Source organism: Arthrobacter horti (assembly GCF_030731045.1).
Lineage (GTDB): Bacteria > Actinomycetota > Actinomycetes > Actinomycetales > Micrococcaceae > Arthrobacter_E > Arthrobacter_E nanjingensis.
Genome location: NZ_JAVALS010000003.1, coordinates 1 through 24235 on the forward strand (window position 1 = coordinate 1; position 24235 = coordinate 24235).

Below are 24235 nucleotides of genomic sequence, written 5' to 3' on the forward strand. Positions count from 1 at the left end.
GCGCCTCCACACCCGCACGCTGCTCACGGCGACGCGCCTCACGCGCCTGCTTATCGATCATGGTCATCAGTGTCTCCGATCAATCAGGAGCACCGCCCCTCACACAAACCATCTGACACCCTCGAAGTCACCACCACAGCTCATCCGTACGACTTCGGCACGGTCAACCTCACCACGTTTTACTGCGAACTGGTCTCCGGCGAACCGCAGCTCACGGAACACGCCGACGTCGTGTGGCTGTCACCCGACGAACTCGGGAGCCTCGACTGGGCACCGGCCGACATCCCAGCCGTGGAACTGATTCAGGGCGCCCTCGCCAGGAATGGCTGATTTCTACTGGCCGCCCGCGCCACCCGTTCTTGAACAAGACGTGCGGTTCGGGTACCTCGACCGCAGGCTCTCCGCGAGCAAACAATTCAACCCCGAAATTGTCTTCAATTCCGAGGGCAGCACCATGCTGCGCACCCTGCGTCAGAACCTGAGGACGTGCACATCGTTCACGTTCTCAGTGGCCTTCGTATCGCCTCGCGCGATCGCCCTCTTGAAGCAGGAACTCGCCGAGTTCTCAGGCAAGGGACGGATCATCACCTCCGACTACCTGGGCTTCAACTCACCTCACGCATTCTCGGAATTGCTCAATCTCGCCCAGCCGAATGCACTTTCGCAGGCATCGATCGATGTGCGGCTTCACCGCCGAACGGATTTTCATCCGAAGGGCTACATCTTTCATCACACGGAGAATGTGACGGCAGTCCTGGGCAGTTCGAACCTGACCGAGAATGCCTTGGTCCGGAATCACGAATGGAATCTGAAAGTCGCAGCTGGGCATGACAGCGACCTGGCGAGCCAAATTGAAGGCCTTCTCGACAGCGAACTTCACCAGTCTGATGCACTGACTGCTGAGTGGATCGAAGAGTACCGCAAGCACTACGTCCGGCCGCCAGCACGCTCAGGGGGAGGACGTCGTCGTGGACTCACTCCACGAATAGCGCCCCAGGAGGCTGCCTCCGAAGGCCTGCCCGAGGTCATCGAGCCGAATGCCATGCAGCGCACGGCCCTTGAGGCGATCCAAGCGATGCGGATGGATGGCAAGGACAAGGCACTCGTCATTTCGGCCACCGGGACGGGCAAGACGATCCTGTCTGCCTTGGACGTGAGACAGGTCAATCCCCGGCGCATGCTGTTCGTGGTCCACCGGGAACAGATTCTCGACAAAGCGATGTGTGAGTTTCAGCGGGTGCTGAATGTCGACGACGAGGCGCTGAGCAAGCTCGCTGGCAGCTCGAAGCAGTTTGATGCGAAGTACACCTTTGCCACTGTTCAGACGCTCTCGCAGCCGGACGTCCTTAGCCAGTTCGATCCGGACGAGTTCGACTACATCCTGATCGACGAAGTGCACCGAGCGGGCGCAGAGAGCTACCGAAGGGTCCTGGACCATTTCCGCCCGAACTTCCTGCTGGGAATTACGGCGACGCCAGAACGTACCGACGGCACGAACGTGTATGAGCTGTTTGACTTCAACGTGCCGTACGAGATTCGGCTGAATCACGCGCTCGAAGAAGGGATGCTCAGTCCGTTCCACTACTACGGGGTGGCCGATATTGAGCCTGTCGGCGATACGTCCTCAAATAACTTTGCCCAGCTCGCCCGGCTCACGAGCGATGAGCGTGTGGAGCACATTCTCAGTGCGATTTCGCTGTACGGGCAGGCCGGCATCGAGCCTCGAGGTCTGATCTTCTGCAGCCGCAAGGACGAGGCTGCTCGGTTGTCAGAGCTCCTCAATGAGAGATCGCTCCGGGGACGCCGGCTGAGGACGGTGGCGCTCACCGGTGACGACCCGATCGCCCGGCGGGAAGAGCAAGTCAAGCTCCTTGAAGCCGGCGAAATCGACTACATCCTGACTGTGGATATCTTCAATGAAGGTGTCGATATTCCGTCGATCAACCAGGTCATCATGCTGCGGCAGACTCAATCCGCCATTGTGTTCGTGCAGCAACTCGGACGAGGGCTGAGGAAGCACGACGACAAGGAATATGTCGTGGTGATCGACTTCATTGGGAACTACGCCAATAACTACCTGATCCCGATCGCGCTGTTCGGAGACGAATCGCTCAACAAGGAATCGCTGCGGCAGAATCTCATCGCCGCCGAGGAGAGCGGAGTGCTTCCGGGACTGTCGAGCATCCGCTTCGATCAGATCTCACAGGAGCGAGTGCTGCAGTCGATCGTCGATACCAAGCTCGACAAAATGCAGAATCTCAAGGCCGCGTTCGAGTCGATGCAGAACCGTCTCGGAGGTACACCGCGGCTGATGGATTTCTACCGCTTTGAGTCGGTGGATCCGGTGCTGATGGCGACGAAGGAAGAGAACTATCCGCGGCTCGTGGCGAAGATCGTCAAGGAGCCGAGCGGGCTCACCGAAGTGCAGGACCGGCTACTGACGTTGCTATCGAACGAAGTCCTGCCGGCGAAGCGCCTGCACGAGACGATGCTGCTGGAGGAACTGCTGCAGACCGGACGGCTTGAGCTCGCTGACATCCGCAGGCTGTTTGAGGTCGCGGGGATCGCTTCTGGTTCCGCGCATGTGGACAGTGCGATCCGCACACTGACGCTGGAATTCAATGTTGAAGGGGAACGAGACAAGTACCGATACCCGGCTGCGGTTCGTGTGGATGACGGCATCGAGCTGTCATCTGAGTTGGCTGGCAACTACCAGTCTTCGGAAGACTTCGCCGTCGAAGTGGACGATCTGCTCGCGACAGGCAAAACGCTCATCACTGACAAGTACTCAGAGGGCGATCCATTCGTTGTCGGCAAGCAGTACTCACGCAAGGACGCCTGTCGGCTCTTGAACTGGCAGAAGAACCAGATGGGCAACGTCTTCGGGTACAAGGTCGACATCCCTACGAAGAGTTGCCCGATTTTCGTGACCTATCAGAAGGCCGACGATGTCACCGCGAGCACCGACTACGGCGACGAACTGATCGACCCCTCGACGATGCATTGGTTCACTCGCAGCCGCCGCACCCTCAAGAGCGCAGAACTCGCGCCGATTCTCGCGAACGAAGTGGATCTCCACGTCTTCGTGAAGAAGGACGACAACCACGGCACCGACTTCTTCTACCTAGGGCGGGCGAAGTCCTGGGACGCTCGCGACGCACATATGGCCGGGGCCGAGGGGCTGCCAGTCGTCCGAATGAATCTCAATTTTATGAATCCAGTGCCCACAGGGTTCTTCGCCTACTTCTCCCAAAAATTCGATCACTAAAGATACGACGACGAGAACCAAATGATTTACCAGGATCGTGCACGAACTCTGCAACTACTGTCTGCACCTGGATCCTCCATCTCAGTCATCAACCACGCAGCCTAAGGTGCGACCGCGAGTCGGACACGTTTGGAGACTCAACCCGTACTCTGAGGCAAATTAAAGGGCTAGGAGCTCCTTGTTAGGCTCACTGAGCCTGCACAATCGACACGAGTTCCCTCGCAGTACTCATCACCTTTCCTGACGACTGCGAAAACTTCTGAGTGATCTTTACGATCACCTTTACAGACACATCGTTTCCAGCTTCTCGAAGCCTGCCAAGCCTAATAACATTCTGCAGCAAATCATTGGTCGGAACCAGAATGGGTAATGCACTAGCACGTCGCGCGTGATGCAGCCACATCCGAGATTCGGAAATCCGGTATCCGTCAAAGAGCCCTTCAAGAACCTCAGTCTGTTCGATGACACGAGCCGGCGATAAAACAGCCTTAAGTCGGTTTGCTCCACGCTTAGTCAGGCTGACAGGCCGCCGACCGATACCGCGCTGACGAACGGTCCCGCTAATCTCCCAATCTGCGGTGAGTGCAGTCTCAATGGCATTCTTAAGTGGCCTATGCGCACTTGAAGGTAACCGGTGCAGTGCATTCCCAAGAGCTTCGTCTCCAATGTCGTCCGCGTCAGACGCACCTGTGAGCGCGTACGCGACTTCACGGAGCGCGACGGAGTCTGAGGTGTCGCACCTTATGTCTTCGAACAGTGGCTTGGCGCCGATCATCTGGGTGGTTGGAACGAACGCATCTGCGGATTTCAGCACAACGCGGACAGACCCTGGCGATGCGCCCTCAATTAGAAGAGGAAGCCTTGATTTAGCATATCCTTGCACATGCTTACTCGCGGACGAGATCGCATGAACAAGGTTTGAGGTGAAGTCGAGGAAGTGCTTAGCGTCCGTGGTATGCCCGGCGACTCCGCCGCCCTCCAGGTGGAGGTCTAGTTCGGCTTGACGTGGGCCTTGATGGAGATCGAAGAGATCAACTAACTGAGGGTTGTCGCCGATAACGTGACTTCGAATTCGCTCAAATGTCCACAGCCCATCCGTTTCAACCAAAGCTGAAGTGAGAGTAATCCAGAGATCACTTCCTCCGTACGCTCGGAGAAAGTGATCACGGCCGATGTTCAGCATGTGTTGGCGCATGCTCCACGCGCCGAGACTGTCCAGGTCTTGGAGCGGGTCAGGGTATCCTTCGGCGTCATCTTCGTTCCACTCGTCCCAGAATGCGTCAAAGGCTGACCGCGTAGCCATCGAGCATCACCTCCAGGTAACCATGCCCGGGCAGCGCGTGCACAGGGTGAGGGTCTTCATTCTTGACGCTGTTTCTCTGCAGCCAATCGTCCCAATAACCTCGATGAATCAGATAACGGTGATGCAGATTGTTCTCCGGCTGGGTGATAGGGATCGCCTCCCAATCGAGAGTGTAGGAATCGATGCCGTATTTGAACAGGCTACCGTTCTTCCCACGTCCGAGAGAACGGAGCAACCGGACATGCTTCTCGTTGGTGATTGCTCTGGTAAAAGCCTTGTCGAGTACGAATACGCAGTCGATATCGTCGGGCTTACGCTTCCATGAGACGAATGAGCCTCCGATGTAGACAGAAGCTGCTGGCGTGATTCGTCGAACTTGAGTCACGAGCGAAGTGAAGTTGTTCCACAGCAACGCTCGTCGTGAATTGTCCCTGTAGATGGGTGCTTGCACATAGGTCCGGTGAACGTCAGAGAGACTGACCGTGTGACGCCCAAGGGTAGGTGCACCGCCCGAAATCTGCCGCGGAACGTGGGAGCGCTGCAATCCCGCGCAGCTGGCGTCGCTTTGCTCATAGAGCTCCTTAGTCCTCTCCACATCTACAGCAGGGAACACGTCAAGAGCCCGAGCTTCTTCAGTTATTTCCCCCATAGCCAACAAAACTGCTCCTTTGGCCGGCATTACATCTCTACTGGCTAGGTACATTATCGAACATTCTCGGTGCGCGCCCAGGCCGACGGCTAAATTCGTCACCGCCTCACCCCCTTCTCCGCGAGCACCTTCACCAGTTCCTCCCTACCCGCCTCGCGAATCACGTCCGGGTCGCCGACCAGCACCAGGAGGCTCCTCGCCCGGCTCATGCCGACGTACAGCAGCTCACGCGCCCGGTCCATGTCCTTGAACCCGTCCATGCACAGGATCACCACGCTGCGCTCCAGCCCCTTGATGCCCAGCACGTGCCCGTAGAACACCTTCCGGCCGTCGTGGAAATCCCGCCAGTACTCCGCAACGGCGGCGTCCCCGCCGTCGTACGCCTCCTGGTGCACCGGGTGCCGGTGTTTGGTGGTCAGCAGCGCGATCTGGTTTGCCGCCCAGCCCTCCTCCAGCAGGGGATCCACCAGGTCATCCGCCGCACCGATCTCCCCTCCCGCCGCGCAGGCCACGATCCGCACGGGCAGCCCCGTGTCCGTCCTCGGCGTGAACCCCTCCCCGGCGAAGCACGCGAAACTCTCCGCGATCCGTCGCGAATTCCTCAGATTCTCGTCCACATGGATCGGCGCGAACGTCACCACCTGATCGCCCACCGCCGCCACATCCGCCCCGTCCCAGCGCCGGTACACGTCCTGCCGGTCGTCCATGAACGCATATACCTCCGCCCGCGCGGGCTCCTTCACCCAGGACAGCAGCGCCTCCCACCAGGACGGCGCAAGGTCCTGCGCCTCATCCACCACGATCGCGTCGAACTTGTCCGCCGGATCCGCCCACACCCCCAGTTCGCTCAGCCTCCGGGGCATCTCCGCGTCGAAGTACTCCTGCCCCACGCCGGCCGGCACGCCCTGCTGGAGCGCGAACGCGTGGAACTCCCCCGTGAACACCGGCTTCCGGTGCCGCCAGCGGGCCACCTGCCTTGCCAGGTGCTGCCCCAGCCCCTTGTTGTAGCAGAACAGCCCCACCCGTTTGCCGGCCTTGGCCAGCCTCCGCGCCTTCTCCACCGCCAGCCACGTCTTGCCGCTCCCCGCGCCACCCACGAACCTCACGTGCTTGAGCGACCGCGTCGCCGTGAGCAGCAGCTGCTGCTTCTCCGTCAGCCTCTCCTGCGCATCCTCAGCCTCCGACGACGCCGAAGGGTCACCGCTCGCGAACGCCGCGCCGTCGTCGTCGGGCAGTCCGCCCGCGATGAACTGCTCCAGTCGCTCCGCATACGGCGGCGCGAGCGACGAGTGCCCCTTCGCCTCCGCGTGGATCGCCCCGCGGATCCGTTCGGCGAGCGCGTCCCCCGCCAGCTCCGCCTCGTCCAGGATCAGCGCCCGCGGCGTCCCGGCCATCTCCCAGCCCGGCGCCACCGCCGTGTACGGGAATGCCCCCAGGTAGATGATCCTGCTGGTCAGGGGCGTGCCGAGCCGCTGCGACACCATGTTGAGGAAGCCGTGCATCGCCGACTGCGCCTGCGCCACCGGACTCGCGATGCGGTGCTTCCCATTGCGGTCCGCCTGGAGCCACTGCCCGCCGTCGACGCTCACCCGGCCGCCTTTGACCTCCAGGCACGCGATCCCCACGCCCGGCCACAGCACCAGGAGGTCAATCTCGTGCTCCGCGGCGCCGTCGCGCACTTGCACGGAGTGGCAGACCACGACGTCGTCAGGCAGCTGCCGCAGCAGCGTCGCCCAGACGCGGCGCTCGGCGTCGCGCCCCTCGCCGAAGAGCGGTTCCTCCGGAACGGACCTGGCTATGTGTACCCCCTGTGTGACCGGCTCGGTGGTTCCAGTTCTACCGGGCGGGGCGGGCGTTGTCACCGGTGAATGCCGAAATCTGGTGACGCGACCACTGGACCCCTAGGATGGGCTCACACGCCTGGGGGAATTCATGAATCAGCAACAGCACGCTCAAGAGGCCAGACACGTCGCACCGGAGGTCCTCCTGGTGATCAACGACAAGGACGAGATCACTCACCTCGTCTGTTGCCGTGACAGGTCCTGGGAGATCGGCTTTTGCGGAGCCGAGACCGGCCACGTCAATCTGCACGCCGAGATCATCTGCTCCATGTGCATCGAAGTCGTCGGGCCGAAGGCCCTCGAGCAGAACATCTGCCCTGTCGATGATCGTCCATGCCCCGCCGGGGAAGAGTTTGATCGTTTGATCAGGGAGCGGACTTGGGGCTGACGTGATCGTCGACGTCAGTCCAAATTCATGCCGTCAGTCATCCAAGTAGCGCCCTCACCAGCTCCTCCGGCCTCGCCAGCGCCACCAGGTGCCCGCCGGGCACCGCCACCGGCTCCACGCCCACGCGTTCCAGCGCCACGCGACGCTGGAACTCCACCGGGAAGAAACGGTCGTCTGCGCCGCTGATCACCCGGGTCCGCCCCTCCGGCCACCCGCTGAACGAACAGACCGAGCCGAACACGGCCTCCGCCTCCGGTCTCTGGAACGGTTCGCCTTCCGCGGCGACCTCAGGCGCGACGTCGTGCAGGAAGTACTCCTCCAAGCTGAACTCCTCGGGGTACTCGCCGCCGTCGCGCGCGGCCCGCGAGCGCGCCTCCTCCCAGCCGACGTTCCCCCACCACGCACCTGCCGTCTCGCCGGGCTCCGGGATCATCGCGTTGACCAGCACGATCTCGGCCACGCCCGCCTTCTCCCACGCCGCGGCCGCCGTGAAGCCGCCCAGCGACTGCGCCACCAGCACCACGTCCCGCCGCTCCCCGATCGCCTCCAGCGTCAGCTCCACATACTCCGGCAGGCCCGCCGCCGGGTCGTCGCCCGGCAGGTCCACGGCCACCGCCTCATGCCCGGCCGCCTCCAGCAGCGGGATCACACGGCTCCAGTACCAAGACGTGCCACCGGCGCCGGGCAGCAGGATGAAAGAGGTCATGGCTCCATGATGGCCGCGAACGGCTGCCTCCGGAATAGGCGGCCTGCCCAGACAGCACGTCGCGAGGGTCATATCCGCCCAGCCGCGGGCGGACCTGCCATCATGAGCCTGTGACGGATGAAATTCGCATCAATGCCCTCGTGTTCCCGGATGTCACCCAGCTGGACCTGACCGGCCCGGTGCAGTTCCTGACAGGCATTCCCGGCGCCGTGGTGGACCTCGTTTGGCATTCCACCGATCCCGTTCCCACCGACTGCGGGTTCTCCATCCTGCCGACTACCACCTTCGCCGACGCGCGGCCGGCAGACGTCATCATGATCCCGGGCGGTCAAGGCGCCTTCAATCTCCTCGAGGACGCCGTCGCCCTGGACTTCGTCCGCGCCCAGGCCCGAGACGCCCGGTACATCACCAGCGTGTGCACCGGAGCATTCGTCCTCGGGGCGGCCGGCCTCCTGAAGGGCCGCCGCGTCACCACCCACTGGGCGTCCCACGCGATGCTCTCCCACTTCGGTGCGATTCCCGAGCAGGCCCGGGTGGTCCGGGACGGCAACCTCATCACCGGCGGCGGGGTGACCAGCGGCATCGACTTCGCCTTGACGCTCGCTGCCGAGATCGCGGGGCCCGACGTCGCTCGGCGGATCCAGCTCGCCCTGGAATACGATCCTCAACCTCCGTTCGACGCGGGAACCCCGGCCCGGCCGGAGGCCGACCAGGAGTTCGTCGCGTCCTTGATCGCCTCCAACCGGGAGCGTCGCGAAGGCCCGGTGCTCGCAGCCGCGGGACGCAACGCGGGGTCGGATATCGCCCGGTAATCGACCCATGGCAAAAACGCGCCCACCCGTCCTCGGCCCCACCGTGGATGACCAGACCCGCTGCATCCACTACCGGACCCCAGTGGACATCGTCGCCATCAAATTCTTCTGCTGCGGCGACTACTACCCCTGCCACCTCTGCCACGAGGAGACTGCGGACCACCCCACCCGCCAATGGCCCCGGGACCAGCGGGACTCCAACGCCATACTCTGCGGCGTCTGCGGCACCGAACTGACCATCAGCGCGTACCTCGCCACGGAAAGCTGCCCCTCCTGCAGCAGCCTGTTCAACGAACGCTGCCGCCTCCACACGCACCTGTACTTCGAGTGACCGGAACGCAGGGTCAGAACAGCCCAGACCAAACCCTCGCTTCTCACCTGCGACAACACCTATCCTGAGGGCGGGAACTCACTCGCACATCCCGGCCTCCGGGCCCACTCAAGAACAGGGACCATGAAGACTTCACTGGCCGCGGCCTCCGCCGTCGCACTGCTGAGCGCCGGCCTCCTGGTGGTGGCGCCCTCCGCCAACGCCGCCGCACCCACCGCCAAGGTGGCCGTCACAACGCAGCGCATGGCCAAGCCGACCCTCAACAGCACCCAGCTCGGCTGGTACAACGCCGGCCAGACCCTCACCCTCAGCTGCTACTCCCGCGGCCAGGCCGTCACCGGCTACTACAGCCCCTGGCTGCCCAACGGCGGCTTCGACGACTACTGGTACAAGACCAGCGACGGCGGGTTCGTCGCCGATGTGGACATCAACACCAATTCGAACTCCCCCATCACGCCCGCCTGCAACGACCCCTTCACCACGGCCCCCAACCCCAGCGTGACCGGCACCGCCGCCATCGGCCAGGTCCTCCGCGCCAACCCCGGCACCTGGGACCCCGCCGCCACCTTCAGCTACCAGTGGCTCCTGGCCGGTGCCCCCGTCACCGGCGCCACCGCCGCCACCTGGACCCCGCCCGCCACGGCCCTCGGCAAGGCCGTCTCGGTCCGCGTCACCGGAACCCGTCCCGGCTTCGCGGCCACCACCCGCACCTCCGCCGCCACCGCGGCCCTCGGCAAGGGCACCCTGGTCCCGGGCGTGCCCAGCATCGCCGGCACCCCGATCCCCGGCCAGACGCTCACCGCGAGCCCCGGCGCGTGGTCGCCCGCGGCGTCGTACACGTATCAGTGGCGGCGCAACGGCGCGCCGATCACCGGCGCCACCGCCGCCGGCTACCTCGTGGCCGCCGCCGACCTCAACACCGACCTCACCGTCCTGGTGACCGGCACGGCCACCGCCTACAACCCGGCGTCGGCCGTCAGTGCCGCGGTCCGCGTCGGCAAGCAGTTCACCGCCGCGCCCACGCCCGCCATCTCCGGAGGGCTCGACGTCGGCGCGCGCCTCACTGCGACGGTCGGCGCCTGGGCGCCCGCACCGCAGCTCGCCTTCCAGTGGCTGCGCAACGGCGCGCCGATCGCCGGCGCCACCGGCACCGCCTACGTCCTGACCACCGCCGACGCCGGCACCTCCATCACCTTCCGTGTCACCGGGTCCCTCGCCGGATACGCGACGGCGGTCCGCACCTCCACGGGCCTCACAACGCGCGCGCTGCTCAGCCCATCCCCCGTCCCCGTCATCCGCGGCTACATCGCCGCAGGTCAGACGGTCACGGCGATCGCTGGCACGTGGGGTCCGGGCGCCGTGACGCTCAGCTACCAATGGCTGCGGAACGGTGTGCCGATCGCCGGCGCCACCGGCCCCACCCTCGCCCTGAGCAGCGCCCACACCGGCGCACAGCTGTCCGTCCGGGTCGGCGGGACCGCTGCAGGATTCATCCCCGTGACGCGCACCTCGGCCGCGACCGTCGTCGCCGCGAACACGGTGGGGATGCACCCGTACAAGCTGCCGTTCCCGTTCGGGAAGTCCTACACGATCCTCCAGGGCCCGGCCGAGCACGCCCGCGGGCCGCTGCCCGAGTACAACAAGACGGCCGTCGACTTCGGCACCGGATACGGCGCGCCCATCGACGCCGCCGCGAGCGGGCTGGCGGTGTTCGCGGGCGTCGGCTACGGCGGGAACCTGCAGGTGCGGATCGACCACGGTGACAACCGCTGCACCGACTATTCGCACCTCAGCAGCACCACCGTCACGGCTGGGACCCCCATCGCGCAGGGCCAGCTCCTGGGCTACTCCGGCCAGAGCGGCATGGCCTCCGGCCCGCATCTGCACTGGAACGTGGTCTACTGCGATTCCCAGCTCAGCCGCGCTGTCCCGGACAGCCTGGAGATGGGGACCACGTACAGGGTCGGCGCCGTCGCGACAAGCCGGAACGGGTAGCGTTTCCCGGTCCCGCAGTCCGTGCCGCGAGCGTCGGCAGCGGTCAGGACCGTCATTCCGGAACCGTATCGCGTGACTTTCACCGAATCGCGTCACGATCAGCACCACCTGTGCACTTCATCAGTGGGGGTTAGTCCACTCACTGATGAAAGAGCTTCACATGCAGATCGAGCTGATCGATTCCCTTCTCTTCCTGGCCGTGGTCACTGCAGGCGCCCTCGCCATCCTCCTGGTGGTGGTGCTCGTGTACACGTTGACCGCCCTCGGCTATGCCGGCCACCGGGCCGTCGAGGCCGTCCGCCGCCGGACCACGACGACGCCGGCCGCCGCCCCGGCGTTGGACACCGACGCCGTCATGCGGCACGTCGTGGCGCGCTGAGCCCCGGACACCACAACGCGGGGTCACTCATCGCCCGATGAGTGACCCCGCGTTCCGGGGCGTTTCCGGCGGCCCTCCCCCAGGGGCCGGCCGGTCAGGGCAGGTACGCCACTCCGTCGATCTCCACCAGGAAATCGCCCAGGACGGAACCCACCGTGGTCCGGACCGGGAACGGAGCGGGCACCCGCGCCGCGTACACCCGGTTGAACCCGTCGAAGTCCCGTTCCGGGTACTTCAGGTGCACCGTGGTCTTCACCAGATGCCCCAGGTCCAGACCCCTCGCAGCCAGCACCGCCGCGAGGTTGTCCAGAGTCCGTTCCGTCTGCTCTTCGATGGTCTCTCCGACGCACTCGTCCGTCACGGCGTCATGGGCGGTCTGCCCGGCCGTGAAGTAGAAGCCGTTGGCCTCGATCCCCTGGGAGTACGGACCGGACGGCACGGGGGCCTGAGCGGTTGAGAACGACGTCTTCATCACAGCACCTTCGAGAGAAACGACTTGGTCCGTTCGTGGACCGGGGAACCGAGGACCTGCTCCGGAGGGCCGGACTCGACCACCACACCCTGGTCCATGAACACCACCTGATCGCTGACCTGGCGGGCGAACGCCAGCTCATGCGTGACCACCACCATGGTCATGCCCTCTTCGGCCAGGTCCTTCATGACATCCAGGACTTCACCCACCAGTTCCGGGTCCAGCGCGGACGTCGGCTCATCGAAGAGCATCAGCTTGGGCTTCATGGCCAGGGCCCGGGCGATCGCGATGCGTTGCTGCTGGCCCCCGGAGAGCTCCTGCGGGTAAGAATCCCCCCGGTGCCCCAGCCCCACCCGGTCCAGGAGCACCTGGGCCTCCTTGAGCACCTCGGCCCGCGGACGCTTCTGGACCCGGACCGGGGCCTCCAGGATGTTCTCCATCACCGTCATGTGAGGGAACAGGTTGAACCGCTGGAACACCATGCCCGCATCCAGCCGGGCCTGGGCCGTCTGGTCCTCCTTGAGCTCGTACAGCTTGCCGTTCCGCTCGGCGTAACCCACCAGGGAGCCATCCACCGAGAGCCGGCCGGCGTCCACCTTCTCCAGGTGGTTGATGCACCGCAGGAACGTGGTCTTCCCGGAACCCGACGGCCCGATCAGGCACGTCACAGACCCTTTCTCAACCCGCAGATCGATGCCCTTGAGGATCTCCACGGGACCGAAACTCTTCCGGACGCCCTGGGCCTCCACCATGGCGGTACTCATGCCGCACTCCTCTTCCTGCGCTTGCGGGTCTTCCCGGACGTCAGCTCGAAGCCCCGCCCGTAGCGCTTCTCCAGCTTGCCCTGGAAGTAGCTCAGGACGGTGGTCAGAGCCAGGTACCACAGGCTCGCCACGATCAGCAGGGCGATGGTCTGATAGTTGGTCGCGTAGATGATCTGCGCCGAGTAGAGCAGATCGGAGATGGCCAGGACGCTCACCAGGGACGTGCCCTTGAGCATGGAGACCACCTGATTGCCGGTGGGCGGCAGCACCACGCGCATGGCCTGCGGCAGGATGATCCGGCTCATCATGGTGGCACGCTTCATTCCGAGCGCCCGCGCCGCCTCATACTGGCCCTTGTCCACGGATCCGATGCCGCCACGGATGATCTCCGCCATGTAGGCCGCCTCGTTCAGGGACAGGCCCAGGATGGCCGCACCTAGCGGCGTGATGAGCACGTTCGCGGAACCGATCACCCAGGACGGGCCGCCGAACGGAAGGCCCAGGGCGATCACCGGATACAGCGCCGCAATGTTGTACCAGAAGATGAGCTGCACCAGCAGGGGGGTGCCACGGAAGAACCAGATGTAGCCGCGGCTGACCGTGCTCAGCACCGGATTCGCGGACAGCCGCATGACCGCGAGCGCCGTGCCGAGCAGGATGCCGGCCGTCATGGACACCACGGTGAGCAGGAGGGTCAGGCCCGCCCCTGAGAGGATCTGCGGGGCGAACAGGTAGCCCACCACCACGTCCCAGTGGTAGCGCTTGTTCAGCGCCACGTCCGCCGCGGCGAGCGCCGCCACCACCACCAGGATCACTGCCACGGTGATCCGGCCGGGGTAGCGCAGGGGGACCACCGGCATGGACACCTGGTGAGTGGCGGACGACGACGGCGTCTGGCCGGCGGAGGTGACGCCCAGCGCGGTGGCGCTGGCCGCCGTCGTCGGGGCCGCCGTCGTGCCGCTCACCATGGGCACGCCGTGCACGGCGTCTTTCAGCTGATCGCCGCTCATTGGAACTTGTTCACACTCGCTTCGGTCACGGCACCGCTCTGAAGGCCGTAGCGCTTCAGCACGGTGGCGTACGCGTCACTATGGATCACCGTGGCCATGGCCTTCGCCACGGCCTTCACCAGGCCCTGTTCCTTGGCCAGGCCGATCCCCACATCGGCCACGCCGTAGGTGGCCCCGATCTCGATGTCCGGGTTCTGGGTGGCGGCGTAGTTCACGATCGGCGAGTCGGCCAGCACCGCGTCCAGGCGGCCGCTGGCCAGGGCCGAGATGGCCTGGCGCGTGTCCTGGAACTCGCTGGTCTGGATCTTGTCCTTGCCGGCCGTCTGGCAGGCCTTGTCGAAGTCCGGAACGTCCGTGCGCAGCTGGTAGGAGGCGGTCAGGAACCCCACCTTCTTGCCGCACAGGGTCTTCTCCGTCAGGCCCAACGGATTGCCCTTGGCCACGGCCACGCCGCTGCCGAACTGCACGTAGTCCACGAAATCCAGGACCTTGCCACGCTCCGCCGTGGGGGACATGGAGGACACGGTGGCGTCATAGCGGCCGGCCGCGATGCCGGGGATGATGGCGTCGAAGTTGGCCACGGAGATCTCCACCTTCACACCCAGCGCCTCACCGAGGAGCCTGGCCATGTCCGGGTTGAGGCCCACCAGGTCCTGGGTGCCTTCCTGGTAGAACTGCGTGGGCGGTTCGTTGGTGGGGATGGCCACCTTCAGCACCTTGGAGCTCTGGATGGAGGCTGGGAGGAGCGCGGCGGCTGCGGCGTCCTGGGCCAGCGGCGGGACCTGCGTGCTGATCTTGCTGAGGTCCACCTGACCGGCGCCGGTGGCTGCCGGGGCAGGGGTCTGGCTGCAGGCTCCCAGGCTCACCACGAGTCCGAGTGCCACCGCCGCGGGGCCCGCGGCCCTGCGAATTGCTGTGGTCATGTCAGTTCCTTCTGTTCTTCAGCGGTCCGTGGCGGGCCGGAGTGCGGAGGAATCGCGTCCGAAGACGTCGTTCCGGTGGCGGATGAGGCCGGGGCCTTCGTGGCGGAGCTCTTCGATGCTGGAGACGCCCAGGAGGATCATGGTTCGTTCGATCTCCTCGGCGAACATGCCGATCACGTGACGCACGCCGGTCTCCCCGGCCGCGGCGAGACCATACAGGTACGGCCGCCCGATCGATGCCGCGGAGGCACCCAGCGCGAGCGCCTTGACGACGTCCACGCCGCGCCGCACGCCGCCGTCGACAATCAGCTCGAGCCGGCCGTCCGCGCGATGAGCCAGCTCCGGCAGGACGTCCATGGGCGAGGCCATGTGGTCCAGCTGCCGGCCGCCGTGGTTACTGACCTGAACGGCGTCCACGCCCAGCGAGGCCGCGCGGGCCACATCGTCCGGGTTGACGCAGCCCTTGAGCACCAGCTTGCCGTTCCAGCGCAGACGCAGGTCCTCGATATCGGCCCAGTCGGTGGGTTCGTAGCTTCCGGCCAGCAGGCTCTTCCACATGTCAGGGGTGCTGGCGAGCGGTCCGGCGGGGGCCTCGGCCTCCAAGTTGGGGAACGCGATGGCGTCATTGAGCAGGAAGCCCAGCGACCAGCGCGGATGCAGCGCGCCTTCCAGCACGGTGCGGGGCTTGATGGTGGGCGGCGCCGTGAAGCCGTTGCGGTAATCGCGCTCGCGGCGGCCGATGCCCCGGCAGTCCACGTTGACCAGCAAGGCCTCATACCCGGCCCGCGAGACGCGCTCCAGCACGCCGTCCAGCTCATCCTTGTCCACGATGGGTTCGATGTTGAACCACTTGCGCAGACGGGGCGCCGCCTCGGACACCGACTCCAAGGTGGTGGTGCTCAGGTGCGCCAAGCCGTACGGGATCCCGGCGGCCTGGGCCGCACGGGCCACCGCCAGTTCGCCCTGCGGGTGGAAAAGGCGGGTGCCGCCCGTGGGGGACAGCGTCAGCGGCAGGGCGCTCGGGCCGCCCAGCACCGTGGTGTCCGCATGGAGGCCGTCCACGCTGCCCCACTTCGGCAGGAAGCGCCAATCGGAGAAGGACTCGCGGTTCCGGCGCAGGGACGCCTCATCCTCACTGCCGCCGTCGATGTAGTCGAAGATGCTGCCGGGAAGGCGACGGCGGGCGATGCGGCGCATGTCATCCACGCTGAAGCAGCTCCGCGCCAGGCGCTCCTCGAGACTCTTCGCCGGTGCCGGCGCCGCCACCAGCCCGCGGATGTCCTTGACCTTCATGTTTGTGCCACTCCCCTCTTTGCTCCGGCATTCCCGGCGCTTCCCTTCCATGGTGATGCAGCTCACTCGATGGATATATGTGAGTTTTCATGAAGTATCAGGTGTCTGATTGTGGTAATTTCCAGACATGACGGGAGCGGACGACACCTCGGGCGCGGCGGCCGCTGCCGCCGTGACGCTCTACGACTGCCTGCAACTCCTGGGCCCCGGCGTGGTGCATCTGAACCCCGGCGAGCTACAGCTGCGCCGCCCCGTCCAGGACACCGTGATCCTGGACGCGCTGGCCACGCCGGCGTCGTGGGAGAGCCGCCTGGTGCTCGCCATCGGTCTCACACCGGAGGCCGGAGGCTTCCACGACCGCCTCCAGCGGCTTGCCGACGACGGCGCCGCGGCCGTCCTGCTGAAGGCGGCCGGAACTCCCCTGGAGGAGCTGCGGCGGCTGGGTTCCAGCCTGGATCTCGCGCTCCTGGTCATCCCCGACGACGGCGACTGGGCCCACTTCGTGTCCATGGCACGCGCCTCGGTGGCCGGCGCATCCGCCGGGGACACCGCATCCGGGGTACGGCTGGGAGACCTGTATGCCTTCGCGAACGCCCTCGCCTCGATCCTGGGCGGCGCAGTGAGCTTCGTGGACACCCTGGGGCGGATCCTGGCGTACTCCACCTTGGCGGGACAGCCCATCGATGAGATCCGCAGGACCACCACCCTGACCCTGAGGGAGCTGACACCGCCCGGCCTGGACGCCGATTTCCGGGCCGTCTATGGCGCCTCGGGTCCGGTGGAAGTCCCTTCGGAGGACGGGGGCCTGGGGCGCCTGGCGTTGGCCGTGCGGGCCGGAGGAGAGCTGCTGGGCACCGTCTGGATCATCGACCCTGGGCCATCCACCCGCGGCCCCGCCTTGAAGACGCTGGAGCGCATGAGCCCCCTGATCGGGCTGCACATGCTGCACGCCCGCACCGAATCCGACTTCGGAGAACGGCGCAACACGGACCTGATCCGCACCCTCATCGAAGACCCCGAGCACGCCTCTTACGCCGCGGCCCAATTGGGCGTCAGCGGCAGCCGCGGGCTGGCGGTGGGAGCATTCGTCTTCGCCCAGCCGGAACCCGGATCACTGGATTCGCTCCGGGCCGTCCGTCAGCTGGTCCACCTGGTCACCACCGTCTGCCGGATCCACTTCCAGGCCGGCCACGCCGCCGTGATCGACTCCGTGGTCTACGCGCTCCTGCCGGGGAGCGGTGAGTCCCAGCGTCAGACGCACCGGCGGGTGGCGGAGGAGGTGGTCCAGTACGCCCGGACCATCTCGGAGTCGCCGCTCCTGGCCGCGGCCGGGCCCGTGGCGGGGTCCCTCGAAGAGCTGGCGGCCTCACGCGCCGGCGCGGACCTGCTTCTCAGGCTCCTGGGGACCCGGGACGGGTCTGCCACGGCGGTTCCGGCCTCCCGGGCCGCCCTCACCGAGGACCACCAGGCGGAACTGGGCATCCTCCGGGTCGGTGAGTTCCTGGCAGGCTCCGGGCTCACCTCGGATGACCCGCTCAGCCGGATTCAGGCGCACGACGCGCGGCACGGGACCGAGTTCGCGGCCACCCTGTCCGCGTACTTCCAGTGCAACGGCAATATCGCCCGGATGGCGGAGTTGATGCATCTGCACAACAACACGGTCCGGTACCGGCTCAGCCGGCTGCCGGTGGAGGTGGGCGTCGATCTGGACCACGCCCCCACCCGGCTCTGGCTCGCCCTGCGCCTGGCCTGCGCCTGATCCTGATCCTGAATTCCGGCCTCACCCCATCCGGTTCTTGGTCTTGGCCGTTGCCACCGCGGTCCACGGGTCCTCCGGCCACGGATGCTTCGGGTACCGGCCACGCATCTCCGCCCTGACCTGCGCATACGGCCCGGACCAGAACGACGCCAGGTCCCCCGTGACCGCCAGCGGACGCCCCGCCGGGGACAGCAGGTGGAACAGCACCGGCACCCGCCCGTCCAGCAATCGCGGCGTCTCCGCCCAACCGAAGCACTCCTGCAGCTTGACCGCGATGACGGGCTGCTCGACGACGGCGGGGCGCCCGGCGCCGTCGTCCGTCCCACCGTCGGCGGCCGCCTCAGTGCTGCTCGCCGCGGCGCCGCTCACCTCCGACTCGACCGGCGGGTACTCGATCCGCACCCCGCGCCCGCTCGGGACCAGCAGCTCCGCGGGTGCCAGCTCGTCCAGTCGCACGGCCTCCGGCCATGGCAGCAGCCGGCGCAGCGGGTCCAGCAGCTCCACGTTCTTCACGGCCTTCCCGCCGGCCAGCGCCTCGAGCTCCGGCCCCAGCCACTCCTCGGCCCGGTCCAGCAGCGCGGTGTCGGACACGTCCGGCCACGGCTCCCCCAGCACCCGGTGCAGCAGCCCCAGCCTGCGGCGCAGCGCCTCCGCTCCCGGCGAGAACGTCAGGACACCGAGCCCCTCGGCCCGGAGGCCCGCGAGCACGGCGGCGCGCCCCTCCTCGACCGACGGCTTCACCGGCGTGCTCGCCAGGACAATCGCACCCAGCCGCCGGATCTTCCGGGCGGTGACCCGGCCGGCGTCGAACGCGGCCTCCACTGCGTCCGCGAGCAGGTGCCCGGCGGCGAACAGCGCCGTCTCTTCAGACAGTACTGCGGCGGCCCGGATGACGGCACCCGTCCCGGCGGCCTCACGGCCCTGCGCCCGGCCGGCCTCCGCCACCGCGAGCCACTCCTGCCCGGCCAACCCGCTGCCGGACGGCAGGGCGGCGCGGGTCCCCGAGGCCAGGAGGTACACGGGCGCATCACCCGGCACGCGCCGCGCCACCTGGGCCGGGAATGCGAGCGCGACGACGGCGCCCACCTCCTCGCCGCGCGGCACCTCGGCGTCGGCGGCAAAGACGCCGCCGGACACTCCGGCGCTGGCCAGGCGTTCGAAGCGCCGTGCTTCGTCCTTCCACGCGTGGGTATGCGGTTCGGATCCGGAACGGAGCCCGGAGAGGAGTCTTCCCAGGTCGGCGCCGGGCGCGCGGAACTCACGGGCCACGAGCGCGACGGCCTCGGCGGCCGCCCGCGGGCCCAGCAACGCGGCGCCTTCCAGCAATGCGCGGCCGAGCCGGGGATCGGCGGGGATCGCGGCCAGGAGGCGGCCCTCGGTGGTGGGGCGGCCGGCGACGTCGATGGCTCCCAGCGCGCGCAAGGCGCCTACGGCGTCCTTCAGTGCCGCGGCAGGCGGGGCGTCCGGGAGGGCGGTTGCGCCGTCGTCGGCCAGTACGGACGGCAGGGAGCCCCAGCAGGCGAGGACGAGCGCGGCCTCCGTGAGATCCGCGGTCTGGATCTCCGGTGTCGGCTGGGCCGGGGCCACGGCGAATGTGCGCTCGTCGCAGCACCGCACGGCGCGCCCGGGTCCCTGGCGGGCGGCACGGCCCGCACGCTGTTCGGCGCTGGCGCGCGATGCGGCCACCGTGACCAGGCCGTTCATACCGCGGGCGGCGTCGCGCCGGGGTTCTCGGCTGAGGCAGGAATCGATCACCAGGCGCACGCCGGGGACGGTCAGGGAGGATTCGGCGAGGGACGTGGAGACGACGACGCGCGGCCCCTCCCCTGGGCCCCGGCCGGATACGGCGCGGAGCTGCTCGGCCGGGGGTACCTGGCCGTGAAGTTCCAGCACAGTTGTGCCATATCCGCGGGAGCGCAGCCGCTCGGCCACGTGCCGGACTTCTCTGGCGCCCGGGACGAACACCAGCGCGTCGACGTCCCGGCCCGCATCAAGCAAGGCCCGGTGCTCCGCCGCGGCCGTGTCCGCCACATGGTCCAGGAAGCCGCGGGTCACGCCGCGTTCGTCCAGGCGCGGGACGGGCGACGGCGCCCAGGCCTTCTCCAGCGGGTGCAGGGCGGAGGGGCAGTCGATGACGGGCACCGGGCCCGCGTCGCCGCCGAGGAGCGTGGCGAAGCGGGCGGCGTCCAGAGTGGCGGACATGGCGACCACCCTCAGGTCCTCGCGGAGCTGCCGGAGTTCGGCGAGCATGGAGAAAAGGAGGTCGCTCTCCAGGGCGCGTTCGTGGACCTCGTCCAGGATCACGGCGTCCACCCCGGACAGTTCCGGGTCCTTCAGGAGGCGACGAAGCAGGATGCCGGGGGTCACGAACTCCACCACGGTGTCCCGGCCGGCCTGCCGCTCGCCGCGGACCGTGAAGCCGGACCTGGTCCCGAGCGGGCTGCCGTCCAGCGCGGCCAGACGCTGCGCCGCGGCCCGGGCGGCGACCCGACGCGGCTGGGTCACGACGACGCGCGGTGGGCGGGCGTCGTCGTTCTCGTCCGCGAGATCCGCCACCGCAAGATTCGCCACCAACGGCGCCACCAACGGCGGCACCAGCGTGGTCTTGCCAGTGCCCGGAGGCGCCTGGACGACGGCGGCGGGCCCGCCGCCATCCGCCGGCCCGGTGCTCAGCGCGGCGCGCAGCTCCGGCAGAGCCGCGGCGAACGGCAACCCCGCACCGATCACGTCGAGCTCGAACATCCGCTTCCCTTCATCACTTCCCTGCCGCGAAACGCCACTTAATCGCAGTGCTTCGCAACAACACTGTGCTCAAGTGGCGGCTCGTGTCGAATCCGGGCGGCGGACGGCCCCTCAGAGGAGGATGGAGAGCGGGTTCTCCACGCGCTGGGCGAAAGCCGCGAGGAAGCGGGCGCCGACGGCCCCGTCCACGCAGCGGTGGTCCGCGGAGAGCGTGACAGTCATCCGGGTGGCGACGGTCAGCCCCCCGTCCACCACCACGGCCCGCTGCTCGGCGGAGCCGACGGCCAGGATCCCGGCCTGCGGCGGGTTGATGATCGCGGCGAACTCGCGCACCCCGAACATGCCGAGGTTGCTGACCGTGAAGCTGCCGCCGCTGAGCTCGGCGGGCGCCAGCTTTCCGTCACGCGCCCGCTCGGCGTTGTCCGCCAGGGTGGCGCTGAGGGCCTCGATGGACAGCGACTCGGCACCGCGCAGCACCGGCGTGACCAGGCCGCCGTCGATCGCCACGGCCACCGAGACGTCCGACGCGCGGTACCGCACCACGTGGTCGCCGCCCCAGCTGACGTTCGCCTCCGGCACATCCTGCAGCGCGAGCGCCACGGCGCGGACCACCAGATCATTGACCGTCACCTTTCGGGATGCGGCCTCGTTGATCTGCCGCCGCAGCGCCAGCAGGGCGTCCATGGTCACGTCCCGGCTGAGGTAGAAGTGCGGGACGGTGCTCTTGGACTCGCTCAGGCGCCGCGCGATCGTGGCGCGCATCCGGCTGAGCGGGACGCGCTCGGCACCCTCGGGGAGTTCGGTGATAGCCGACGACGGCGCGGCCGCCGGGGCGGGCGCCTCGGCTACCGTCACGGGGGCCGGAGCAGTGGTCACCGGAGCCGGGGCCGCGCTTGCCGCGGCGAGGACATCGGAGCGGACGATCCGTCCGCCGGGTCCGCTGCCCTGCAGAGCGTCCACGGACAGGCCGTGTTCGCGGGCCAGGCGGCGTGCGAGCGGCGAGGCGAAGACGCGGGGCTCGTCGACTGCCGTGAGGGGCGCCGTGGTGACGGGTGCCGGAGCGGCGGGGGCCGCCGTCGTCGGCTCTGCCGCAGGAGCGGCCGCCTCACCCAGCACAGCGAGCAGCTCCGCCTCCGTCTCCTCCGCACCGCCCAGGATGGCGATCGGAGCGCCGACGGCCACGGTGGAGCCTTCCTCCACCAGGAGCCGGCGTAGGATCCCGGAGGCTTCCGCCTCCATCTCCACGCTGGCCTTCTCAGTCTCGATCTCGGCCAGGGCGTCGCCCGCGGACACCGTGTCCCCGGGCTTGCGCAGCCAGAGGGAGAGGACGGCGTCCGTTGAGTCCGCCACGATGGCGGGCATGGTGATCAGTGTCGCCATGGTCAGGTCCTTCCAGCTCAGGCGCCGAGAGCGGCGTCGAGGGCGGTCAGTGCGGCGGCGGCTTCCGCGCGTCCGGCAATGGCGGCGGCCTCCAGCACCTTGGAGATGCTCGGGGAGGCCTCACCGCCCGTGACGCGCTGGATCGGCTGGTCCAGCCAGTCGAAGAAGCGGCGCTGGATCTCATCGGCCAGCCAGGCGCCGTAGGACGTACCCACGGCGCCTTGCTCGGCGATCAGAACGCTGCCGGTCTTGCGGATCGACTCGCCGATGGTGTCCCAGTCCAGGGAGGCGCGGTCCAGCCAGCGCAGGTCGATGACCTCAGCGTCCACACCCGTCTCGTCCACAGCATCCAGCACGGGCTGCACCATGGCCAGGTAGGTCAGGACGGTGTGACGGGAGCCCTCACGGCGGACGGCGGCCTTACCGAAAGGGATCTGGTAGTCCAGGTCCCCGTCCGGGATGGTTCCCGTGGTTCCGTACAAGTCCACGTTCTCCAGCACCACCACGGGGTCCTCCAGGTCCAGGGCCGCGTTCATGAGACCGATGTAGTCGTGCGCGGTGGACGGGGCCACGATCCGCCAGCCGGGTTGGGTGGCGAAGATCCCGGCGGGGTCCATCGAGTGCTGGGATCCGTAGCCGGTTCCCATGGCCACCTTGGAACGCAGCACGAGCGGCATGGTCCCGTCCCCGCCGAACATGTGGCGGGCCTTGCCGATCTGGTTGAAGAGCTGGTCAGCGGCCACCCACATGAAGTCGGCGTACATGAACTCGACCACCGGCCGGAACCTGCCGTCCATGGCCAGGCCGCCGGCCAGGCCGGCGAACGCGTTTTCGCTGATCGGGGTGCCAAGGACGCGCTCCGGGAACGCACCTTTCAGGCCCCGGGTGGCGCCGTTGGTGCCACCCTTGAGCCGGTGGACATCCTCGCCCAGGACCACGACGCGCGGGTCCGTCTCCATGCGGCGGTGCAGAACGTCCGCGATGGCGTCCACGAAGCGGCGGGTGACGACCGGGCCGGCGTCCCCGGCCTCCAGCGTCCGCGCGTCCGCGAGTTCGGAGGCGTCGCCGCGGATCCCGACGTCCGCGAACGACGGCGCCGGCCACAGTTCGGGGCGGATGCTCCGGGCTCCCGGCTTGCCTGCCGGGTCGGTTTCGGTGAGGGCGTCCACGGCCTCCGCCATGGCGTCCCGGGCGGTCTGGGCGAGCTGCTCCAGCCCGGTCTGATCGATCAGGCCGCGAGCTTCCAGTTCGGTCCCCATGCGCAGCAGCGGGTCCCGGGCACGCCATTCGGCTTCTTCGGCCTTGGTCCGGTACCCGAAGGCGCTGCCGGGGAAGGGGCCGTTCTGATGGAAGAAGCGGTACACGTCGGCTTCGATCAGCACGGGGCCGTCTCCGGCGCGGAGTGCCTCGGCGGCTTCCTCCATGGCCAGATGGACGGCGAGTGGATCCATTCCGTCCACGTGCCAGGAACGGATGCCGAAACCCGGTCCGCGCGCGGAAAGCCGCGCCTCGCCGGTCACCTCGGCCACATGGGTGGACACCGCGTACTGGTTGTTCTCGATGAAGAAGCAGAGGGGCAGCTTCCACGCGGCGGCGAGGTTCATCGACTCCAGGACGGAGCCGATGTTCGTGGCACCGTCGCCGAAGTACGTGACCGTGAGGTCGCCGTCGCCGCTGTGCTTCTGCGCCCAGGCGTTGCCGGCGGCCAGCGGGGCTCCGCCGCCCACGATCGCGTTGGTGCCGATGGCGCCCGCCTCGTGCCACTGCAGATGCATGGACCCGCCGCGGCCGTGGCTGAAGCCCTGGTCCAGGCCCAGGATCTCCGCCAGGGTCTTCTGCAGCAGCGACTTCACCTCACCGCTGAGCGGAGCGGCCGGGTCGAAGCCGTCCGGCGAGACGTAGCCGAGGGTCTTGGCCAGGAACTGGTGGTGTCCGCGGTGCGTGCCGTTCACGCCGTCCGTGGCGCGCAGGCCGATGGCGGAACCGACCGCCCCGCCCTCCTGGCCGATGCTCGAATGGGCCGGCCCGTGGACCAGGCCCTGGGAGGCCAGGTCCAGGACGGTCTCCTCGAAGGACCGGATCACCTGGATCTGGACCAGCATGCTCTTCAGCAGCTTCGGATCAGCGGCTGCCCAGTCCTCCGGGGTGGTCCTCAGCTGCGTCCACGGCACCGAGGCGGTGAGGGGCGACGTCGTACTCATGCTTCTCTGCTCCTACGCG

General features: G+C 67.5%; 20 protein-coding genes. 8 read left to right on the forward strand and 12 right to left on the reverse strand.

Annotation, left to right across the window (positions count from 1 at the left end; all coding sequences use genetic code 11):
• Together Q9R02_RS06020 and Q9R02_RS06025 are read left to right on the forward strand one after the other, a co-directional pair.
• Nucleotides 1-330 (forward strand): NUDIX hydrolase (locus Q9R02_RS06020; protein ID WP_496196391.1); only part of this gene is annotated, 330 nt, incomplete at its 5' end.
• Entirely contained in the window at nt 323-3268 is a 2946-nt protein-coding gene (locus Q9R02_RS06025; protein WP_305995762.1) for a DEAD/DEAH box helicase, read from the forward strand. The genes Q9R02_RS06020 and Q9R02_RS06025, both read left to right, overlap by 8 nt.
• 187 nt (nt 3269-3455) lie before the next feature.
• On the opposite strand, the gene Q9R02_RS06030 is transcribed toward Q9R02_RS06025, so the two are convergent.
• From Q9R02_RS06030 to Q9R02_RS06040, 3 genes are all read right to left on the reverse strand, one after another.
• A complete protein-coding gene (locus tag Q9R02_RS06030; protein ID WP_305995763.1) occupies nt 3456-4571 on the reverse strand; it encodes a hypothetical protein in 1116 nt (371 codons plus the stop codon).
• On the reverse strand, nt 4549-5250 hold the full coding sequence (locus Q9R02_RS06035) for a DUF6932 family protein (RefSeq protein WP_305995764.1): 702 nt from the start codon (nt 5248-5250) through the stop codon (nt 4549-4551). The genes Q9R02_RS06030 and Q9R02_RS06035 overlap by 23 nt, the downstream gene beginning before the upstream one ends.
• Nucleotides 5251-5318: 68 nt before the next feature.
• Nucleotides 5319-7082 carry a nuclease-related domain-containing DEAD/DEAH box helicase gene (locus Q9R02_RS06040; protein ID WP_305995765.1) on the reverse strand — a complete coding sequence of 588 codons (1764 nt, stop codon included), beginning with the start codon at nt 7080-7082 and terminating at the stop codon, nt 5319-5321.
• A 70-nt stretch (nt 7083-7152) separates the two neighbouring features.
• Here Q9R02_RS06040 and Q9R02_RS06045 point away from each other — a divergent pair, with 70 nt between their 5' ends.
• On the forward strand, nt 7153-7449 hold the full coding sequence (locus Q9R02_RS06045; RefSeq protein WP_305995766.1) for a hypothetical protein: 297 nt from the start codon (nt 7153-7155) through the stop codon (nt 7447-7449).
• A gap of 37 nt (nt 7450-7486) precedes the next feature.
• Here Q9R02_RS06045 and Q9R02_RS06050 read toward each other — a convergent pair whose 3' ends face one another.
• Complete coding sequence (locus Q9R02_RS06050; RefSeq protein ID WP_305995767.1) at nt 7487-8155, reverse strand: alpha/beta fold hydrolase; 669 nt, start codon at nt 8153-8155, stop codon at nt 7487-7489.
• Between the two features lie 110 nt (nt 8156-8265).
• Between Q9R02_RS06050 and Q9R02_RS06055 the strand changes: the two genes are divergently transcribed.
• The 4 genes from Q9R02_RS06055 (at nt 8266) to Q9R02_RS06070 (ending at nt 11672) form a co-directional block, all read left to right on the forward strand.
• Nucleotides 8266-8967: a DJ-1/PfpI family protein gene (locus tag Q9R02_RS06055; RefSeq protein ID WP_305995768.1), complete on the forward strand. Its 702-nt coding sequence runs from the start codon at nt 8266-8268 to the stop codon at nt 8965-8967.
• Between the two features lie 7 nt (nt 8968-8974).
• Nucleotides 8975-9298 (forward strand): CHY zinc finger protein, encoded by a 324-nt coding sequence (locus Q9R02_RS06060; RefSeq protein WP_305995769.1) that lies wholly within the window; start codon nt 8975-8977, stop codon nt 9296-9298.
• A gap of 123 nt (nt 9299-9421) precedes the next feature.
• Nucleotides 9422-11293, forward strand: a complete 1872-nt coding sequence (locus Q9R02_RS06065) for a peptidoglycan DD-metalloendopeptidase family protein (RefSeq protein ID WP_305995770.1) — start codon at nt 9422-9424, stop codon at nt 11291-11293.
• A 160-nt stretch (nt 11294-11453) separates the two neighbouring features.
• Nucleotides 11454-11672: a hypothetical protein gene (locus Q9R02_RS06070; RefSeq protein ID WP_305995771.1), complete on the forward strand. Its 219-nt coding sequence runs from the start codon at nt 11454-11456 to the stop codon at nt 11670-11672.
• Nucleotides 11673-11766: 94 nt separating this feature from the next.
• Here the strand turns inward: Q9R02_RS06070 and Q9R02_RS06075 are convergent, their stop codons facing one another.
• The 5 genes from Q9R02_RS06075 to Q9R02_RS06095 are packed head-to-tail and all read right to left on the reverse strand — an operon-like array spanning nt 11767 to nt 16134.
• The gene (locus tag Q9R02_RS06075; protein ID WP_305995772.1) at nt 11767-12144 is read right to left on the reverse strand and encodes a RidA family protein; all 378 of its coding nucleotides are present in this window, start codon (nt 12142-12144) and stop codon (nt 11767-11769) included.
• Entirely contained in the window at nt 12144-12908 is a 765-nt protein-coding gene (locus tag Q9R02_RS06080; RefSeq protein ID WP_305995773.1) for an amino acid ABC transporter ATP-binding protein, read from the reverse strand. Before Q9R02_RS06080 ends, Q9R02_RS06075 begins: the two co-directional genes overlap by 1 nt.
• Nucleotides 12905-13918, reverse strand: coding sequence for an amino acid ABC transporter permease (locus Q9R02_RS06085; RefSeq protein ID WP_305995774.1), 1014 nt, complete (start codon nt 13916-13918; stop codon nt 12905-12907). The genes Q9R02_RS06080 and Q9R02_RS06085 overlap by 4 nt, the downstream gene beginning before the upstream one ends.
• On the reverse strand, nt 13915-14841 hold the full coding sequence (locus Q9R02_RS06090) for a transporter substrate-binding domain-containing protein (protein WP_305995775.1): 927 nt from the start codon (nt 14839-14841) through the stop codon (nt 13915-13917). The genes Q9R02_RS06085 and Q9R02_RS06090 overlap by 4 nt, the downstream gene beginning before the upstream one ends.
• Before the next feature lie 18 nt (nt 14842-14859).
• The gene (locus tag Q9R02_RS06095; RefSeq protein WP_305995776.1) at nt 14860-16134 is read right to left on the reverse strand and encodes an alpha-hydroxy acid oxidase; all 1275 of its coding nucleotides are present in this window, start codon (nt 16132-16134) and stop codon (nt 14860-14862) included.
• A gap of 127 nt (nt 16135-16261) precedes the next feature.
• On the opposite strand from Q9R02_RS06095, the gene Q9R02_RS06100 reads away from it, so the two are divergent.
• Nucleotides 16262-17893, forward strand: coding sequence for a PucR family transcriptional regulator (locus tag Q9R02_RS06100; RefSeq protein WP_305995777.1), 1632 nt, complete (start codon nt 16262-16264; stop codon nt 17891-17893).
• 21 nt (nt 17894-17914) lie between these two features.
• Here Q9R02_RS06100 and hrpB read toward each other — a convergent pair whose 3' ends face one another.
• From hrpB to Q9R02_RS06115, 3 genes are all read right to left on the reverse strand, one after another.
• Nucleotides 17915-20635 carry an ATP-dependent helicase HrpB gene (gene hrpB / locus Q9R02_RS06105; RefSeq protein ID WP_305995778.1) on the reverse strand — a complete coding sequence of 907 codons (2721 nt, stop codon included), beginning with the start codon at nt 20633-20635 and terminating at the stop codon, nt 17915-17917.
• A 111-nt stretch (nt 20636-20746) separates the two neighbouring features.
• Entirely contained in the window at nt 20747-22015 is a 1269-nt protein-coding gene (locus Q9R02_RS06110) for a dihydrolipoamide acetyltransferase family protein (protein WP_305995779.1), read from the reverse strand.
• 17 nt (nt 22016-22032) lie between these two features.
• Nucleotides 22033-24216 (reverse strand): alpha-ketoacid dehydrogenase subunit alpha/beta, encoded by a 2184-nt coding sequence (locus Q9R02_RS06115; protein WP_305995780.1) that lies wholly within the window; start codon nt 24214-24216, stop codon nt 22033-22035.
• Nucleotides 24217-24235: the final 19 nt, after the last annotated feature.